The sequence below is a fragment of the Nocardia takedensis NBRC 100417 genome (assembly GCF_000308695.1).
GTDB classification, from domain to species: domain Bacteria; phylum Actinomycetota; class Actinomycetes; order Mycobacteriales; family Mycobacteriaceae; genus Nocardia; species Nocardia takedensis.
Map to the genome: position 1 here is coordinate 14,570 of NZ_BAGG01000040.1, position 17,151 is coordinate 31,720.

A 17,151-nucleotide genomic window follows, 5' to 3' on the forward strand; every position below is an offset into this window, starting at 1 on the left:
CTGCTGCGGATGATCACTGGTTCCTCCATCGGTCCCGGCGGAAGCACCCGCACCCTCGAGGGGGGTTGCTGCGACGTCTACGAGCCAGGTCTCTCGGTCGCTCTGGATGGTGCGATTCCGCGGGCACGGCGCCACGGGAACACGAGTCGAGCCGACACAGCATGCGATCGGAGCGCGCGCGGAACAAGGGTAGAAATCAGGGTGAGCACAGGTCTTCCGACTGCTCGCGGGCGCGCAGACAATTGGCGCGTCGTGGGAATCACGCGACGCGCCGGAAGATAGCCATACCGCAATCAGGCTGTTCACCGGGTTGGCCGGAGTACCGTCCTCCTCGATCGTGCCCACGACGAGGAGGTTCGAAAGTGCCCGCAGTGCGCCGTCTCACCACCTGTGCCGCCTCGGCGGTCGGTGCCCTCGCCGTCCTGCTCGCCCCGGCGGGCGCGGCCCTCGGCAGTCCGGCGCTCACCGGCGATCGACCGGCCGCCGTCGCGGGGCCGGGCGATCTGCTGGGGGCCTACGAGTCGAATCTCAACGCGCTGAAGCAGTTCGGGATGGACCCGTTCCTGTACCCGACGGCCGCGGCCTTCTGCAACGACAGCGCGACGATGGGACTGGTTCCGGCCGTCGCGGGCGCGGTGCCCGGCCCGTGGCCCAAGACCACCGTTGCCGTGCCCGGACTGGATCTGACCGCCGTCGACGCGGGCCAGACCATGTTCACCTTCGTGCCCTACGGCATCTCCCCGGACAAGTCGAGCGCCTCCGGAATGCGGGTGGTGTGGCTCAACCTGTCCACCGGTCGCTCCGGTACGGCGAGTCTCGGCCCGATCGGCGACGTCGTCTCCGCGATGGTCCCCACCCAGGTTCCGGCGGAACTGCGCCCCGCCGCCGAGAAGGCCATCCGGGACTTCTTCCTGGCCTCGGTTCCACTCGGCGGCATCCGCGCCGTCCCCGTCGACACCGGCAAGGGCACCGTGCTCGCCGCCGTCTTCGGGTCGGTGCAGAACGGCGCCCGCTCCTGCTACTTCCTGCCCACCGTCGGAGTCACCTCCGTTCCCTGAACGCGCGGCCCACCGATACACCCGCGCGCGTGTGACGCGCGCGGGTGCGCCGGGATCAGCGCTCTCGCTCTCTCGGCGGCGCGGTCACGGGCGGTCGCGTCGGGATGAGCGACCTCGCTTTCGGGAGGGCGGTCACGAGCGGGGTGTGTCGGGCTCAGCCCTCGGCGACCAGCGGCCGGGATTTCCAGGTGAGCGCGCCGCGACGGCGGGCCAGATGCGACCGCAGCGAGAGTCGTTGATAGGCCGCGACCCCCACCGGGTGCGCGAGCGCCGACAGCAGGTCCGAGCGGGTGGGTGGCGCGTGGGTCTCGGTGGCGCGGGCCAGTAGCCGACCGGCGACCGCGAGAAGCGTGCCCGCGATGCCCGCGCGGCGGAGCGGTCCGCGCCCCAACAGCGCGGCCGCGGGCGGGAGTTGGTAGGCCAGGGCGGTGAGGACGCCCACCGCGGCGGCCGCGACGGGTGACCCGCCGTAGGCCGACCACAGCCACCGCGTGTACCCCTGCTCGAGTGCGGCGGCGTCCGGGTACATGCGGGTGCGCGCCGCAGGCCCGGCCGTCACCAGCACGGTGCGGCGTCCGTCGCGGCGCAGCGCCCGCGCGATGTCGAGATCCTCGGTCGGACTCCCCGCCACCGCCGCGTGCCCGCCCGCCGACCGATAGGCGGCGGTGTCGAACACCAGGAATTGTCCGCAGGCCACCGCGGTCGATGAGCGCAGACTCCGGTTCGCCGCCGCCAGCGGTAACGTCGCGGCCCACGACCAGCACAGCAGCGGTTGGACCAGTGCCTCCGTCACCGACCCCGACTCCTGGCGCGGCCACACCGACACCAGTCCGGGCGCACCGGCCCCGCCGCGCAGCCTGGTCACCGCGGCCGCGATCGCCCAGGGAGCCAACCGGACGTCGGCGTCGAGGAAGACCAGCACCGCCGTATCGGCCAGGTCGGCCAACCGCGCGCAGGCCGCCGCCTTCCCGGTCCAGCCCGCGGGCGGCGGCACGTCCGACCGCACGATCAGGAATCGCGGATCCTCGCCCACGATCTCGCGCGCGAGGTCACCGGTGCCGTCCGTGGACGCGTCGTCCAGGATCAGCACCCGCAGGCGCGGAACCCCGGTCTGGGCGCGCAGATCCGCGAGCAGCCCGGGCAACCGTTCGGCCTCGTCGCGGGCGGGCACGCACACGGTGATCGGCTCGATCACCGCAGCGGGGCCCGTCAACCGCCGCGCCGTCACCAGATTGACCAGCGCCACCCCGCAGCCGAGCCCGGCCAGTCCGGCCCCCGCTCGCACGGTCCGGGTCAGCAGGTCGCGCACGGTCGGTCCCACCACGTTCACCATTCGCACCCGATCGGTCCCGCCCGGGCTCAGTGGCCTTCGCGGACCAGCCGCCACCAGCGGCTCAACGAGAAACCGACTTCGGGGGCGTGCGGGGAAGCGGGATTGCGGTCCATGAAAGCCATCGCGGCCACGATCGCGGCGACCGCCAAGGTGATGCCGCCGACGATGCCCGCCCAGCCCGCGAACGAGCGGGTGTTCGGGTCGGCGTAGCTGACCTCGGCGCGCAAGGTGGACACATCGCCGGGCGGCAGCTTCCACGACACCGTCGAATCGTCCTCGCGGTTGCCGTTGGTCTTGGCGACCCGCGCCGGGAACGCCACCGTGAACTGCACGTCCGACCCGTGCGGCGGCACCGATTTCAGGTCGACGCGCCCGTTGAGGCTGACCAGGTCGCCCGTGCGGACGAACTGGAGCTGGAACATGCCCTGGGTCTGCTCGGACAACTGCCCCAACTGCGAGATCTCCCCGAAGGACAGATCCTCGAAGAACACCTTGCTGCCGACGTAGCCGTCCTGGTTGTACTCCTCCACGCGCACCTTCGTCGCCAGCGACTCCGGCACTTCGAGCTGCGGGCCTTTGTCGTCGGCGCTCGCGGGCACCACCGCGGCCACGATCCGCCCCGACACCCGGTCGTTGGACGACACGCCCATCGAGACCTGCACGCGCAGACAACCCGCGAGCAGCGGGACCAGCAGTGCCGCGAGCAGCGCGGTCGCGACTATCCGCCGTCCCGCGCGGCGCGAGGGGACCGGTGAATCGGACGACGAGGGCATCGGACGTGATCGCACGGCTCACATCGTGCCAGGCCGGTGGGCGAGAATGCCACGCGCCGGGCGCATCCGCACGCGGCACGGCGCGGCGCGACTCCCGGCGAGTCGACTCACCCCGCCCGCGAGCCCGCCGATCGCACCTGCCGCCCCAGCCCCACCAGCAGCGGAACCCCCACCACCGCCATCCCGAACGCCCCGTACACCGCCGAGGCGGGCAGGCCGAGGAACACCGCGTGCGCCAGGGTCGAGCCCAACCACGTCCACAGGTAGACGACGATCGGCACGGCGTTCGCCGCGCTGTAGAGGCCAGAACTCTCGACATCCGGCACCATCCGCACGGCTTCGGTCACATGTCCGGCCGTGGGTCCGCCGATTCGCACGGGCCGACCGGCGGGCTGGGCGCTCGTTACGGGGCGACCCATGGATCGACCATCGCCCGTGGTTCCGGTTGCGGCGGGCTCACCGCTGGTTTCGCGGCAGTTGGTGGTCGCGTCAGCGCGGCCGATGGCGTCGGTCGGTAGACGGTCGGGGTCGGCGGCTGCCCGCCCGCGGCCTGCGGTGGATTCGGCGTCGGTGGTTCCGATTCCGGCGATTCGGTGTTCGGCGGCCGGGGTCGACCGGTCCAGCACCTCGAGCAGTGCGGCCATCACCAGTCCCACGGCGAACCACCCCAGGTAGTTGGTCACCGGGATGACCTCCACTCCCGGCAATCCCGCGTCGGTGACGCACCAACTCCACTGCCCGTCGGCGACCATCTGCGGGTCGAGGAACAGATCCCAGCCGACCCCGCCGATCGCGGTGGCCGCGATCCGCGGCAGTCCGCGGCCGAAGAGCGCACCCGCCACGATCCACACCGGGTACAGGCCACCCGCCCACGCCAGCGGCACCAGCAGGGGGACATCGGCCAGGGCGGGGCCGATGCGGTCGGTGGCGTAGGCGTAGCAGCCGAAGGGATATCCGGTCGCGGTGCCCAGCACTTCGGCCAGCAGACCCGGCCCCGCCACCGCCGCCAGGAAACCCGCCGCGAACAGCGGTCCGCGGGTGACGGCGGCGTGGGTGAGCGCGGTCGCCGCCGAGAGCAGCACCACCGTCACCGTGAGTCGGTCGCGCGCCGCGCCTTCGGTGAGCGGGTAGCCGATCTGCGCGGCGATCCACAGCGCGGCGCACAGGGCGGGCACGGGATGGGCCCGCAGCGCGCGGATCATCGGCGGCCCGGCAGCGGGAATCGCCCGCGCCGCAGGTCGCGCAGCACCGCGCGGGCGGCGTTGCGTCCGCTCGCGCCCGACACCCCGCCGCCGGGGTGGGTGGAGGCGCCCGTCAGGTACAGGCCGGGCGCGCCCGGCACCCGCTGCCCGGACAGTTCCGGGAGCGGCCGCCACATCATCATCTGGTCCAGTGACATCTCCACGTGCATGATGTTGCCGCCGCGCAGGCCGAGTTCGCGTTCCAGGTCCACCGGGGTCTGCACATGGCGGGCCAGCACCGAGTCGGCGAAACCCGGCGCGTGCGCGTCGACCTCGGCGACGATCCGGTCGGCCTCGCGTTCGGCGTGCCCCGCCCAGTCCGAGCCGTCGGTGAGTCGGTAGGGATGCCACTGCGCCCACAGCGAGAGTTGGTGCTGTCCGGGTGGGGCGACACTCGGGTCGACGGCGCTGAAGCTCATCGCCAGCACCACCGGACGCGGCGGCAGGTCGCCGGCCAGCGCCGCGCCGTGCGCGCGCCGCAACTGCGCGCGGTCGGAGACGAGGAACTGCAAGCCGCGCGCCGACTCACGATCGGCCGCGCCCGGGTAGCGCGGCAGTTCGCCGGTGGCGAGTCGAACGGCCATGCCGATACCGGGCCCCACACGGATGCGCCGCCGCCAGTCGTCGAGCACGTCCGCGTCGAATCCGCCCACCCGCAGCAGATCCAAGGTGGTCAGCACGTGCGTCCCCGCGATCACCGAGCGGGCCCGCAGTTCCTGTCCGCCCGCGGTGCGCACCCGCCACCCGCCGCGCGCTCGGGCGATCTCCACCGCCGCGTCGCCCGCGGTGACCTCGCCGCCGTCGGCCCGCAGGCGCGCGACCAACGCCCGGGTCAGCGCGCCGCTGCCGCCGACGGCCCGCCCCGGCGGCAGGGTGTGCATGAGCGCGGCGAAACCGACCATCGGCGCGGTGCCGGGTTCCGACATCGGCGGACCGGACTGCGCGCCGAACCAGGCCAGCGAAGCCTTGAGGCGCTCGTCGTCGAAGGTGGCGTCCAGCAGCGCGTCACCGGTCTGGAGGAATTCCCGCGACAGCGCGCTACCGCCCGCCGAGGCGTCCAATCCCCAGAACGACCGCAGCAGGTGACCGGGAGTCGGACCGGACCCGAAGGCGCGCATCACCCGCGCGCTGCGCTCGGACCAGACCGTCACGAAACGGCGGTAGGCGAGGGCGTCGCGTTCGCCGCACGCGCCCGCGATCGAATCGCAGGTCCGGTCGAGATCACGGTGGAACACGATCGGCGGCGCGCCGGTGACCGGGTGGGCGGGAGTGAATCCCCACGGATCGCAGTCGATGTAGCGCAGGCCGAACCGGTCGAGTTCGAGGTCCTCGACGATGCCGGTGTGGCGGATCATGATGTGCGCGGAGGATCCGCGGTCGACCAGGTGGCCGGGGAAGCGCTCGACCGTCGACACCGCTCCGCCGAGCACCTCGTCCCGCTCGAGCACCCGCACCCGCTCGCCGGCGCGCGCGAGATAACAGGCCGCGACCAGGGCGTTGTGCCCCGAGCCGACAATCAGAACCGTCACAGGACCCTCACAGCGGTAATCGTCGTCCCAGGATCGCGAAGGGACGGGTGTCGCCCGCGAAGACGAACTGGCGCACCACGTCGCCGAAACCCTCGCGCCGGTACAGCCGCCAGGCGCGGTTGTCCTCGGCGGCGACCTCGGGGGTCGACAGCAGCACCGCGCCTTCCTCGCGGCCGCGCAGCAGACGCCGCAGCAGGATCTCCCCGATGCCGCGGCCCTGCGCGGCGGGGTGCACGTGCAGTTCGGTCAACTCGAAGTAGTCGGCGAGCAGGGCGCGGGCGGACTGCTCCGGCCAGCCGGAGCGGCGCATCCCGGTGTGCACCTGCTGATGCCACCACTGGTGCGGCGCGCCGCGATAGCCGTAGGCGATCGCGACCAGCGGCGCGGTGCGCGCGTCGACGTGACCGCGGTCGTCGGGCAGCAGCGCCGCGACGGCCTGCCAGCCCGCGCGGGTGGTGTGCTCGTTCCACATGGGCGCGCGATGGTTCTCGGTGCCGCGGGGATAGTCCATGGCCGCGACGTAGACCGAGAGGGCGTCGTGCAACCGGTATCGCATGTCGGTGATCGACAGGTCGACGACGACGGGGGCGGGAGTGTGATTCGGCGTGACGGCTGTCATGGCTCTCGTCGGCCGCGCGGACGCGGAAAGTTGTCGGTGGGTGTCCCTATATTGAAGCTCAATTCAAACGTTCGAATACCTGTTCGGTCCGCGCGGTGGGTCCGACCGCCCGCGGAGCCCGGGGTGTACGACATGGAGGGACGGCTCATGCCTGGTCGGATCGAACAGTCCGGACAGCCCGGTCGAGCGGGAGGTCTGTTGAAGAAGGCCGACGGCCTGCTCATGCAGGCGGCGGGGGAGTCCGATCCGCGCGAACGGTTCCGTACCGCCTACCTGGCGGCGCTGCGCGGCGCGGGCGCGGTGCTCGCGTTCACCGGCGCCGACGCCGCTCCGCGCGCCCGCTCGCGCAACGCGTGGGTGCTGTTGCAACGCGCCATGCCCGAGTTCGTGATGTGGGCCGACTACTTCAGCGCGCGCTCGGAACTGCGCGCCGCGCTGGAGGCCGGATTCGATCGCGAGGTGGACGAACGCACCGCCGACGAGTTCTGCTCGCGGGTGGGGGCATTCCTGCACGACGTGGAGGATCTGCTCGACACGGCGTCTCGTCTGCGACCGCCGCGGGGCCTGTCGAACGGCATGACCGCTTAGTTATGAGCGAGTAGGTGGTACCGCCTTCATCGAACTCGTATCATTGGTGACAGATAGCCGCCAAGGTCGGCTATCTGTCGCCTACCCGGAGGCGACAGCCACGTCCTAGTGCCGGGGGAGGTACCGTGCCACTCTCCGAGCACGAGCAGCGCATGCTCGAACAGATCGAGAGCGCGCTCTATGCTGAGGATCCGAAGTTCGCCTCGTCCGTCCGCGTCGGACGCCTGCGCTCGACCTCGAGTCGCCGCAGACTCCAGGCCGCGGCCCTTTTCGTCCTCGGCCTGCTGCTACTGGTCGCCGGCATCGCCGCTCCGGTGAAGCCCGGCGGCTTCCCGATCATCAGCCTGATCGGCTTCATCGTCATGTTCGGCGCCGGCGTGCTGCTGTTGCTCGGCAGCTCCAAGGGCGTGGGCAAGGGCGGACGCACCACCGATTCGCCTTCGGGCGGTTCGGGCGGCGGCGCGGGCGGTTCCGGCCGTCAGCGCAAGTCCGGCGGCTTCTCCGAACGCATGGAAGACCGCTTCCGTAGACGATTCGAGCAGGAGTAACCGGACGCGCACCCCGCGCCGGCACACAGCGACAGATCGGGCGACGCCGCACCTGTGAGGTGCGGCGTCGTCTTCTCCTGTGCGGGCTGCCTGTTTCCGGCACTCCCCACTCCGCCCCACGGCGATACCCCACCGTGCCCCACCGGTCCCTGTCGACCACGTGATCCGGCCGATGCCGCGCCCTCCGCGAACTCCGCCGCGACACGCCGGAGCGCGCTCGGCAAACCGCCCGCGTGACAAAAGCCGTGCGTAGCGAGGCCCTGCGTCACTGGACACGTCAAGGGTGGCCCGAATCCCGGCCTCCCGGGGGTTTGCTGGGTGTTTCCGGGGCCGCGTCCCGGCCCGCCAGGCGTGTCGGCGGAACACCGAAAAAGTTCTCCACTGTGTGATAGCTGGGATGACCTGCGGAATCTCCGGGGCGGGGAGGGAGATCACCTGTTGTTTCGATTGAAAGTGGGGGAAAGTGGGGTAATGTGGAGCGCGCACTACTGGAGAGTCGTACATCCGAGGTGATCGTTCTCCCCGCACCGGCGGGGTCCTGATCCACAGGAGGTATCGGGATGTTTCTCGGTACCTACACACCACGGCTGGACGACAAAGGGCGGCTCACGTTGCCCGCGAAATTTCGAGACGATCTGGCGGGAGGGTTGATGGTCACGAAGGGTCAGGACCACAGCCTTGCCGTCTACCCCAGAGAAGAGTTCACCGCACTCGCCCGGCGAGCGGCGGCCGCGTCCCGGAGCAATCCGCGGGCACGCGCGTTCGTCCGGGCACTCGCCGCCGGTACGGATGAACAACGTCTGGACGGGCAGGGCCGGATCGTGTTGTCCGCCGAACATCGCCGCTACGCGAACCTGGATCGGGATTGCGTGGTGATCGGTTCGGTCGACTTCCTCGAGATATGGGACAAGCAGGCGTGGGATTCCTACCTCGCCGAGCACGAGGAGGATTACGCGGAAGCGAGAGACGAGTCGCTGGGCGGAATCTTCTAGCCCCGACGGAACGAGTGCCACGCGGCCTCTGCCCGGAGGCGAACCCTGACGTACTTCCCCGACGCCAGGTGTCGAATTCGGTCAGAGACCCCGCGGCATTCGTCTTCTCGGGGGCAGCTCCGAGAACACGGCAGTTCAGAAACGCGGCAGCTCAGGACCATGGCAGCTCGGGACCGAGGTCCGTGGTCGACGCGCATCGGGCACCGAATGCGCTGTGGAGCGGGGCAATCCGTGCAGGCGACGATGCGAGGCAGGATCCGGGAGGTCGAGGTGAACCGTGCACAGCCCGGCCCCCGTCATGTGCCGGTGCTCCTGCGGCGAGCCGATGAGCTACTCGGGCCCGCGCTGACCGAACCGGGCGCCGTCTACGTCGACGCCACCCTCGGATTGGGCGGGCACGCCGAACATTTCCTCACCACCTACCCGCAGTCGCGGTTGGTCGGACTCGACCGCGACACCGCCGCCCTCGAACTGGCCGGTGAACGGCTGCGTCCTTTCGCGGACCGGATCACCTTGGTGCACACCCGCTATGACGGGATCGCCCAGGCGTTGGCGAAGGCGGGGTTGGACGCGGCCGGCTCGGTCAGCGCCGTCCTGATGGACCTCGGGGTCTCCTCCATGCAGTTGGACGAGGCCGACCGGGGTTTCGCGTATTCCGTCGACGCGCCGTTGGACATGCGGATGGACCCGACCACGGGGCGCACCGCCGCCGACGTCCTCAACACCTACAGCCACGGTGATCTGGCGCGGGTGCTCAAGACCTACGGCGAGGAGCGGTTCGCGGGCAAGATCGCCTCGGAGATCGTGCGGCGGCGGCAGCAGCGCCCGTTCACCACCAGTGCCGAACTGGTGGAACTGCTCTACGCCACCATCCCCGCCGCGGCCCGTCGCACCGGCGGTCATCCGGCCAAGCGCACCTTCCAGGCGTTGCGGGTCGAGGTGAACGCCGAACTCGACTCGTTGCGCGCCGCGCTGCCCGCCGCACTGGATTCGCTGCGGGTGGGCGGGCGCATCGTGGTCATGTCCTACCAGTCCTTGGAGGATCGCGTGGTCAAGCAGGAGTTCGCACCGCGCATCGTCTCCAGGACGCCGGTGGACCTGCCGGTCGAACTGCCCGGCATGGGGCCGGAGTTCCGGATGTTGACGCGCGGCGCGGAGAAGGCGACCGAGCAGGAAATCGACGAGAACCCGCGCGCGACCCCGGTGCGGATGCGCGCCGCCGAACGTATCCAGGCGGTGGCGTGAGCGGCACGCGGTGGTCGAGCAGCGGGCGGTCCCGCGGAGTAGAGGAGGGGACAGCATGAGTACTCGCACACGCGCCGTGCCCGCGCCGGGTCGGGTCGCCCGGCGGGTCCAGGCCGCCGAACGGGTGAAATCCGGCGCCGCCGCGCGCGCGTACGCCAAGCGGCGCAATCGCGCCGATCGGCCGGATCTGCCCGCCCTGCCGAGTCGTTCGGTGATGGCGGGGCGTATTCCGTTCGTGGCGGCCATCATCGCGCTGCTGGGCTGCGGGCTGGCCTCGACGCTGTTCCTGACCACCCGCGCGGCCGAGGACAGCTACCAACTCGGTGACGCGCGCGCCCTCAACAGCAAGCTCTCCGAGGAGCGGGCCGCCCTGCAGCGGCAGGTCGCGGCCGCCGACTCCGCGCCGGAACTGGCCGCGCGCGCCCGCGAACTGGGCATGATCCCGGCCAAGGATCCGGCGCGGTTGATCGTCGCGCCGGACGGTGCCGTCACGGTGATCGGCGAGCCGACGCCCGCGCAGGGTCCGCCCGCCCCGCCGCTGAACGGCACGCCGAAGCCGCCGCCCAACGCGCCCGGTCACGCCCAGGCGCAGGGGGAGCGGGTGGTGCCGGTCAGTTCGGTGCGCCAGCCGACCGCGCAGGCCCCGTCGAACACCGAGTACGTCAACGGCGCGCAGGCGCACACCGCGACGCCCGCCGCTCCGATCCCCGGGGTGCCGGTCCCGCCCGCGACGGGGACCGTCCCGGGCGCGGTGCCACCGGGAGCAGCGGTGTCGCCGGAAGCAGCGGTGTCGCCGGAAACGTCGTCGGACGTGGCCGCACCCGGCCGCACCTCGAATACCGACGGCCAGGACCAGGATTCGCTCCCGCAGGACGCGGGCCTCAGCCCGGCGAACCCACTGCCCGGGACGGACGGCCGATGACCCGGTCGCGGTCCGCGCCGCCTCCGCGGCGCGGTTCGCGGCCTGCTGGGCCGCCGCGGGCGCGCACGGCGGCCTCGGATCGTCCGGTGCGTCTGCGGCTCGGGGTGGGCCGCATCGTCATGTTGGTGGCGTTGGCGGTGGTCGCGCTGCAACTGCTGTGGATCCAGTCGATCTCGGCGCCGGACCTGTCGGCCCAGGCGGCCAGCCAGCGCACCACGCGCGAACCGGAGATGGCGATCCGCGGCCCGATCACCGACCGCAACGGCGAGGCGATGGCGTTCACCACCATCGCCAAGGCGCTGACCTTCCAACCGGTTCGGGTCCGCGAGGAACTCGAGCAGGCGCGCGCGGACTCCCAGAAGGCTCCCGATCCCGAGGAGCGGTTGAAGGCGATCGCGAAGACGGTGCACGAGAAACTCGGCAGGCCGACGCCCAGCGAGGCGGACCTGCTGGGGATGCTGCACAGCGACGAGCCGTTCGTGTACCTGGCGCGCAATGTGGACGCGCGGGTCGCGGCCGAGATCAAGGAGCGTTTCCGCGAGGTCGGCACCGAGGCGCAACCGCTGCGCGAATATCCGGGCGGGTCGTTGGCCGCCAACATCATCGGCGCGACCGGCTGGGACGGCCACGGTCTGATCGGGCTGGAGTCCTCGCTGGACTCGGTGCTCGCGGGCACCGACGGGTCGGTCACCTACGACCGGGGTTCGGACGGCGCGGTCATCCCGGGCAGTTGGCGTGACAAACAGCCCGCCGTCGACGGCAACGGGGTCGAACTCACCCTGGACTCCTACCTCCAGTACTACGTGCAGCAGCAGGTGCAGCAGGCGCGTGAGCTGTCCGGCGCGCAGGGCGCGTCCGCGGTGGTGCTCGACGCGCGTACCGGGCAGGTCCTGGCGATGGCCAACGACAGCACCTTCGATCCGGCGCTGGGGCCGCAGAACTGGGGCACGCTCAAGACCAACAACCCCTCGGTCAGCGACCCGTTCGAGCCCGGTTCGGTGAACAAGATCGTGACCGCCGCCGCGGCCATCGAGTACGGCCTGACCCAGCCCGACGAGATCCACCAGGTGCCCGGGTCGATCAAGATGGCGGGCGTCACCGTCGGCGACGCCTGGGAGCACGACGTCGAGCCGTACACGACGACGGGGATCTTCGGGAAGTCCTCCAACGTCGGCACGCTGATGCTGGCCCAGCGGGTCGGTGAGGACCGTTACGCGGACATGTTGCAGCGCTTCGGACTCGGGCAGCGCACGGGCGTCGGCCTGCCGGGCGAGACGGCCGGGTTGGTGCCCGCGCGCGACCAGTGGTCCGGCGGCACCTTCGCCAACCTGCCCATCGGGCAGGGTCTTTCGATGTCGACCTTGCAGATGACGAGCATGTACCAGGCCATCGCCAACGACGGTCTGCGGATTCCGCCGCGGGTGGTGCGCGCCACGGTCGCCAAGGACGGGACCCGCACGGAAGAACCACAACCCGAGGCCGTGCGGGTGGTCAGTCCCAGCACCGCCGACACTCTGGAGACGATGTTCCAGGCCGTCGTGCAGCGTGACCGGATGGATTCGGCGCAGACCGGCACCGGGTGGCCCGCCGCGGTCGAGGGATATCAGATCGCCGGGAAGACCGGTACGGCACAGAAGATCGATCCGAAATGCAAGTGCTACTCCAGTTCCAGCTACTGGATCACCTTCGCCGGTATCGCGCCGGCCGACAACCCGCGCTACGTGGTCGGTTTGATGCTCGACAACCCCGTGCGCAGCTCCGACGGCAGCGGCGGCCAGTCCGCCGCGCCGCTGTTCCACAGCATCGCGTCCTGGGCGTTGCAGCGCGATCGCATCCCGCCTTCGCCCGGTCCGGCGCGGCAGTTCGTCCTGCGGGCAGGCATGTGAGCGACGCGCACGGCGTCGCGTCGATCCCGCAACACCGAGGCGCGTGCACCGCCGGTGCATCCACGTCGGTAACCTGACTCGTCGTCGCACGAAGCGTTTCCTTATATCTATGTCCCGATCGGAGAGGAGCAAGGTGCCCGCGCAGTCCAGTCCGCACGCGCTGCGGCCTGCCGGCCCGCCGTCGACGCCGCTGACCACCGTGCTGGAACTGACCGGCGCGCAGCCCGTACAGGCTTCGGGGTTCGACCCCGCGCGCGTGGCGGTGACCGGTATCGAGCAGCGGTCGCACGCGGTTCTACCGGGTGATCTGTTCGCCGGACTACCGGGCGCCAAGGCGCACGGCGCGCGCTTCGCCGCCGACGCGGTGGCGCGCGGCGCGGTCGCGGTCTTCACCGACGCGCAGGGCGCGGAGTCGATCGGTGATCTCGGCGTGCCGGTGCTGGTGCGCGAGCGGCCCCGCGAGGTGCTCGGCGAACTCTCGGCCGCCCTGTACGGCAATCCCTCCCGCGCGCTGCGCGTCATCGGCATCACCGGCACCTCGGGCAAGACCACCACCTCGTACCTGGTGGAGGCCGGTCTGGCCGCGGCGGGTCTGTCCACCGCGCTGATCGGCACCATCGAGACCCGTATCGGCGGGTCGCGGGTGCCCAGCGCGCTGACCACCCCCGAGGCCCCGCAGTTGCACGCGATGTTCGCGTTGATGGTCGAACAGGGGGTGCGGGCGGTGGTGATGGAGGTGTCCAGCCACGCGCTGGCCCTGGGCCGCGTGGACGGCGTCCGGTTCGCCGTGGGCGCGTTCACCAATCTGTCCCAGGACCACCTGGATTTCCACCGCGATCTCGACGACTACTTCGGCGCCAAGCGCAGGCTGTTCGACCCGTCCTCACCGGTGGCGGCGCGGACCGCGGTCGTCTGCGTGGACGACGAGTGGGGTGCGCGGTTGGCGGCGGATCTGGCGGGTCCGGTCACGGTGTCCACCACCGCCGCGCCTGCGACGTCCCCCACCGCCCCGCCCGCGACCTGGAAAGTGGCCGGCGCGGTCGACGCGCACGGCGGTGAGCAGCGGTTCACCGCCGACGGCCCAGACGGCGAGGTGCCGGTGCGGTTGCGGTTGCCCGGTCGCTACAACGTCGCCAACGGTCTGCTCGCGGTCGCGGTGTGCGCGGCGGCGGGTGTCGAGGCGGCCGTGGCCGCGCCCGCACTGGCCGAGGTGGACGTCCCCGGCCGGATGCAGCGCATCGATCTGGGGCAGGATTTCCTCGCCGTGGTCGACTACGCGCACAAACCGGCCGCCGTGGAATCGGTGGTCGCCACGCTGCGCGCGCACCTGCGTGCCGAGAATCCGGCCGCGCCGGGTCGGCTCGCGGTGGTCGTCGGCGCGGGCGGGGACCGCGACGCGGGTAAGCGCCCGCTCATGGGCGCGGCGGGCGCGCGCGGCGCCGACCTGCTGATCATCACCGACGACAATCCCCGCACCGAGGACCCGGCCGTCATCCGCGCCGCGCTGCGCGCGGGCGCGCTCGAGGTGCCCGAGGCCGAGCGCGCCGAGGTGCGCGAGATCGGCGATCGCGCGGCGGCCGTCGCGGCGGCGGTCGAGTGGGCGCGTCCCGGTGACGTGGTGCTGGTCGCGGGCAAGGGCCACGAGACGGGCCAGGAGATCGACGGCGTCAAACAGCCCTTCGACGACCGCGAGGTGCTCGCCGCCGCGGTCCGGCGGGTGGCGGGGACAGCGCACACTATCCACTCGCGAAGTCCGCACGGTACGGACGCGGAGGACTTGACGATTTCATGATCGAGATGACACTGCGGGAGATCGCGGACGTCGTGGGCGGCACGCTGCACGACGTCTCCGACCCGGAGGCGCGGGTGACCGGTTCGGTCGAATTCGATTCGCGGCGAATCGGTCCCGGTGGTCTGTTTCTCGCATTGCCGGGCGAGCGCTCGGACGGGCACGATTTCGCCGCCGCGGCCGTCGCCGCGGGAGCGGCGGCGGTGCTGGCCGCGCGCCCGGTGGGCGTGCCCGCCGTCGTGGTCACCCCGGAACCCGGAACGGTGCCCGCGAGTTCGGTGGCGCTGGCCGGGGATTCCGACGGGTCCGGCGCGGCCGTGCTGGCCGCGCTCGCGGCGTTGGCGCGCGAGAGCGTGCGCAGGCTCTCGGCGCGTTCGGTCGGTGACACGCACGGGTTGACGGTCGTGGGCGTCACCGGGTCCTCCGGCAAGACCTCCACCAAGGATCTGCTGGCGGCGGTGCTGGCCCCGCTCGGGTCGGTCATCGCCCCGCCCGGCTCGTTCAACAACGAACTGGGGCATCCGTGGACGGCGCTGCGCGCCGACGAGTCCACCCGCTTCCTGGTGCTGGAACTGTCCGCGCGCGGCCCCGGGCACATCGCCGCGCTGGCCGCGGTCGCGCCGCCCGCCATCGGCGTGGTGCTCAACGTCGGCACCGCGCACCTGGGTGAATTCGGCAGCCGTGAGGCGATCGCCCAGACCAAGGGCGAGTTGGTCGAGGCGCTGCCCGTCGACGGTGTCGCGGTGCTCAACGCCGACGATCAGCAGGTCGCCGCGATGGCCACGCGCACGAAGGCGAACGTGGTCACCGTGGGTCAGGCGGCGGGGGCGCGGATCCGGGCCACCGACGTGCGCCTGGACGACGAGGCCCGCGCCCGATTCACCCTGCACACCCCCGAGGGCAGCGTCGAGATCCGCTTGGCCGTGCACGGGGAACACCAGGTCGGCAACGCGCTGTCGGCGGCCGCGGTCGCCCGTGCCTGCGGCGCGGATCTCACGACGATCGCCGAGGCGCTCTCCGGCGCGCGCGCCGCGTCGGCGCGGCGCATGGACGTGCGCACCACGGGGGACGGCGTCACCGTGGTCAACGACTCCTACAACGCCAACCCCGATTCGGTGCGCGCCGCGCTCAAGGCGCTGGTCACCATGTCCAAGGCGGGCGAGACACCGCGGCGCAGTTGGGCGGTGCTCGGCGAGATGGCCGAACTGGGCGAGGAATCGGTGATCGAACACGACCGCATCGGCAGGCTCGCCGTGCGCCTGGACGTCGACCGCCTGGTGGTGGTCGGCACCGATCGGCCGTCCCGGGCGATGCACCAGGGCGCGGTGATGGAAGGCTCGTGGGGCGAGGAATCCCTCCTCGTCCCGGATATCGGCGCGGCCATCGCCCTGCTCGACGCGGAAGTCGAGGCGGGTGACGTGGTGCTGGTCAAGGCGTCCAAGTCGGTCGGCCTGTGGGAGGTCGCCGAACATCTGACGGGCAACCGTGCGGACGATCGCGGGAACGGCACGGAGGCAGCGCAGTGAGACAGATCCTATTCGCGGCGGCCATCGCTCTGGCGGTGTCCATCCTGCTGACACCGCTGCTGATCAAATTCTTCGCCAAGCAGGGGTTCGGCCAGGAGATCCGCGTCGACGGCCCGGCCAGTCATCAGGCCAAGCGCGGCACGCCGACGATGGGCGGCGTCGCGATCCTGATCGGCCTGTGGGCCGGCTACCTCGGGTCGCACCTGATCGGCATCGGCTACGACGCCGAAGGGCCGACCGCCTCGGGTCTGCTGGTGCTCGGCCTGACCACCGCGCTCGGCGCGGTCGGCTTCGTCGACGATTTCATCAAGATCCGCAAGGGCCGCAATCTCGGCCTCACCGCGGCGGGCAAGTACATCGGCCAGTTGACGGCGGCGGTGGTCTTCGGCGTGCTGGCGCTGCAATTCCGCAACGACTACGGCCTGACCCCGGCCAGCAAGCACATCTCCTACGTCCGCGACATCACCACGGTGTCGATGGGCGTGATCTTCTTCCTGCTGTTCGTGAGTCTGATCGTGGTCGGCACCTCGAACGCGGTGAATCTCACCGACGGTCTGGACGGTCTGGCCGCGGGCTCGATGAGTCTGGTCATGGGCGGCTACGTCATCATCACGTTCTGGCAGTACTACCACGCGTGCGCCACCAAACCCGAGGCCGGTTGCTACAACGTGCGCGATCCGCTGGACCTCGCCCTGGTGGCGGCCGCGGGCGCGGCCGCGTGTATCGGCTTCCTGTGGTGGAACGCCGCGCCCGCCAAGATCTTCATGGGCGACACCGGTTCGCTCGCGCTGGGCGGTCTGCTCGCGGGGATGGCGATCACCACCCGCACCGAACTGCTCATGGTGGTGCTGGCGGCGCTGTTCGTCGCCGAGGCGCTGTCGGTGATCCTGCAAGTCGCGGTCTACCGGACCACGCGCAACCGGTTGTTCAAGATGGCCCCGTTCCACCATCACTTCGAGCTCAGCAAGTGGGCGGAGACGACGGTCATCATCAGGTTCTGGCTGCTGGCGGCGATGGCCTCCGCGGTCGGGCTCGGTCTGTTCTACAGCGAATATCTCTCCGCGGTCGGGTGACACAAGCGATGGTCGAACATTCTCCGCGG

15 protein-coding genes and 1 riboswitch are annotated in these 17,151 nt (G+C 71.3%); of the genes, 10 read left to right on the plus strand and 5 right to left on the minus strand.

The genetic code is table 11. The features are described 5' to 3' along the window. Window positions 1–22 precede the first annotated feature (22 nt). Window positions 23–113: riboswitch (SAM riboswitch) on the minus strand. A gap of 249 nt (window positions 114–362) precedes the next feature. Beyond that, entirely contained in the window at window positions 363–1,058 is a 696-nt protein-coding gene (locus tag ON30_RS09430; protein WP_040705865.1) for a hypothetical protein, read from the plus strand. Between the two features lie 154 nt (window positions 1,059–1,212). Here the strand turns inward: ON30_RS09430 and ON30_RS09435 are convergent, their stop codons facing one another. The 5 genes from ON30_RS09435 to ON30_RS09455 form a co-directional block, all read right to left on the minus strand. After that, window positions 1,213–2,379, minus strand: a complete 1,167-nt coding sequence (locus ON30_RS09435; protein WP_245553985.1) for a glycosyltransferase family 2 protein — start codon at window positions 2,377–2,379, stop codon at window positions 1,213–1,215. 38 nt (window positions 2,380–2,417) lie between these two features. After that, the gene (locus ON30_RS09440; RefSeq protein ID WP_083911266.1) at window positions 2,418–3,164 is read right to left on the minus strand and encodes an LppM family (lipo)protein; all 747 of its coding nucleotides are present in this window, start codon (window positions 3,162–3,164) and stop codon (window positions 2,418–2,420) included. Between the two features lie 107 nt (window positions 3,165–3,271). Further along, window positions 3,272–4,366 carry a carotenoid biosynthesis protein gene (locus ON30_RS40940; protein WP_051029123.1) on the minus strand — a complete coding sequence of 365 codons (1,095 nt, stop codon included), beginning with the start codon at window positions 4,364–4,366 and terminating at the stop codon, window positions 3,272–3,274. Beyond that, window positions 4,363–5,934 carry a phytoene desaturase family protein gene (locus tag ON30_RS09450; RefSeq protein ID WP_040705866.1) on the minus strand — a complete coding sequence of 524 codons (1,572 nt, stop codon included), beginning with the start codon at window positions 5,932–5,934 and terminating at the stop codon, window positions 4,363–4,365. Before ON30_RS09450 ends, ON30_RS40940 begins: the two co-directional genes overlap by 4 nt. 7 nt (window positions 5,935–5,941) lie before the next feature. After that, window positions 5,942–6,553 (minus strand): GNAT family N-acetyltransferase, encoded by a 612-nt coding sequence (locus tag ON30_RS09455; protein WP_040705868.1) that lies wholly within the window; start codon window positions 6,551–6,553, stop codon window positions 5,942–5,944. Between the two features lie 147 nt (window positions 6,554–6,700). On the opposite strand from ON30_RS09455, the gene ON30_RS09460 reads away from it, so the two are divergent. The 9 genes from ON30_RS09460 to mraY all read left to right on the plus strand — a co-directional run bounded on the left by ON30_RS09460 (window position 6,701) and on the right by mraY (window position 17,122). After that, window positions 6,701–7,141: an SAV_6107 family HEPN domain-containing protein gene (locus ON30_RS09460; protein WP_051029129.1), complete on the plus strand. Its 441-nt coding sequence runs from the start codon at window positions 6,701–6,703 to the stop codon at window positions 7,139–7,141. A 125-nt stretch (window positions 7,142–7,266) separates the two neighbouring features. Further along, window positions 7,267–7,689 carry an SCO2097 family morphological protein gene (locus ON30_RS09465; protein WP_040705870.1) on the plus strand — a complete coding sequence of 141 codons (423 nt, stop codon included), beginning with the start codon at window positions 7,267–7,269 and terminating at the stop codon, window positions 7,687–7,689. Window positions 7,690–8,249: 560 nt separating this feature from the next. Further along, window positions 8,250–8,681, plus strand: a complete 432-nt coding sequence (gene mraZ, locus ON30_RS09470; protein WP_040705872.1) for a division/cell wall cluster transcriptional repressor MraZ — start codon at window positions 8,250–8,252, stop codon at window positions 8,679–8,681. Between the two features lie 243 nt (window positions 8,682–8,924). Beyond that, complete coding sequence (rsmH, locus tag ON30_RS09475; protein WP_051029130.1) at window positions 8,925–9,926, plus strand: 16S rRNA (cytosine(1402)-N(4))-methyltransferase RsmH; 1,002 nt, start codon at window positions 8,925–8,927, stop codon at window positions 9,924–9,926. A gap of 55 nt (window positions 9,927–9,981) precedes the next feature. Beyond that, window positions 9,982–10,848: a cell division protein FtsL gene (ftsL, locus tag ON30_RS37255; protein ID WP_051029124.1), complete on the plus strand. Its 867-nt coding sequence runs from the start codon at window positions 9,982–9,984 to the stop codon at window positions 10,846–10,848. Beyond that, window positions 10,845–12,734 (plus strand): peptidoglycan D,D-transpeptidase FtsI family protein, encoded by a 1,890-nt coding sequence (locus ON30_RS09485; RefSeq protein WP_040705874.1) that lies wholly within the window; start codon window positions 10,845–10,847, stop codon window positions 12,732–12,734. The genes ftsL and ON30_RS09485 overlap by 4 nt, the downstream gene beginning before the upstream one ends. Window positions 12,735–12,843: 109 nt before the next feature. Further along, window positions 12,844–14,526, plus strand: coding sequence for a UDP-N-acetylmuramoyl-L-alanyl-D-glutamate--2,6-diaminopimelate ligase (locus tag ON30_RS09490; RefSeq protein WP_083911267.1), 1,683 nt, complete (start codon window positions 12,844–12,846; stop codon window positions 14,524–14,526). Continuing rightward, window positions 14,523–16,049: a UDP-N-acetylmuramoyl-tripeptide--D-alanyl-D-alanine ligase gene (locus ON30_RS09495; protein ID WP_040705876.1), complete on the plus strand. Its 1,527-nt coding sequence runs from the start codon at window positions 14,523–14,525 to the stop codon at window positions 16,047–16,049. Before ON30_RS09490 ends, ON30_RS09495 begins: the two co-directional genes overlap by 4 nt. Next, on the plus strand, window positions 16,046–17,122 hold the full coding sequence (mraY, locus tag ON30_RS09500; protein WP_040705877.1) for a phospho-N-acetylmuramoyl-pentapeptide-transferase: 1,077 nt from the start codon (window positions 16,046–16,048) through the stop codon (window positions 17,120–17,122). Before ON30_RS09495 ends, mraY begins: the two co-directional genes overlap by 4 nt. The last annotated feature ends 29 nt before the right edge of the window (window positions 17,123–17,151 follow it).

Coding starts and splice junctions, on each gene's coding strand:
- ON30_RS09440 (WP_083911266.1), bottom strand. CDS start 3,164: ATGCCCTCGTCGTCCGATTCACCGGTCCCCTCGCGCCGCGCGGGACGG.
- ON30_RS40940 (WP_051029123.1), bottom strand. CDS start 4,366: ATGATCCGCGCGCTGCGGGCCCATCCCGTGCCCGCCCTGTGCGCCGCG.
- ON30_RS09455 (WP_040705868.1), bottom strand. CDS start 6,553: ATGACAGCCGTCACGCCGAATCACACTCCCGCCCCCGTCGTCGTCGAC.
- ON30_RS09460 (WP_051029129.1), top strand. CDS start 6,701: ATGCCTGGTCGGATCGAACAGTCCGGACAGCCCGGTCGAGCGGGAGGT.
- mraZ (WP_040705872.1), top strand. CDS start 8,250: ATGTTTCTCGGTACCTACACACCACGGCTGGACGACAAAGGGCGGCTC.
- rsmH (WP_051029130.1), top strand. CDS start 8,925: ATGCGAGGCAGGATCCGGGAGGTCGAGGTGAACCGTGCACAGCCCGGC.
- ftsL (WP_051029124.1), top strand. CDS start 9,982: ATGAGTACTCGCACACGCGCCGTGCCCGCGCCGGGTCGGGTCGCCCGG.
- ON30_RS09485 (WP_040705874.1), top strand. CDS start 10,845: ATGACCCGGTCGCGGTCCGCGCCGCCTCCGCGGCGCGGTTCGCGGCCT.
- ON30_RS09490 (WP_083911267.1), top strand. CDS start 12,844: ATGTCCCGATCGGAGAGGAGCAAGGTGCCCGCGCAGTCCAGTCCGCAC.
- ON30_RS09495 (WP_040705876.1), top strand. CDS start 14,523: ATGATCGAGATGACACTGCGGGAGATCGCGGACGTCGTGGGCGGCACG.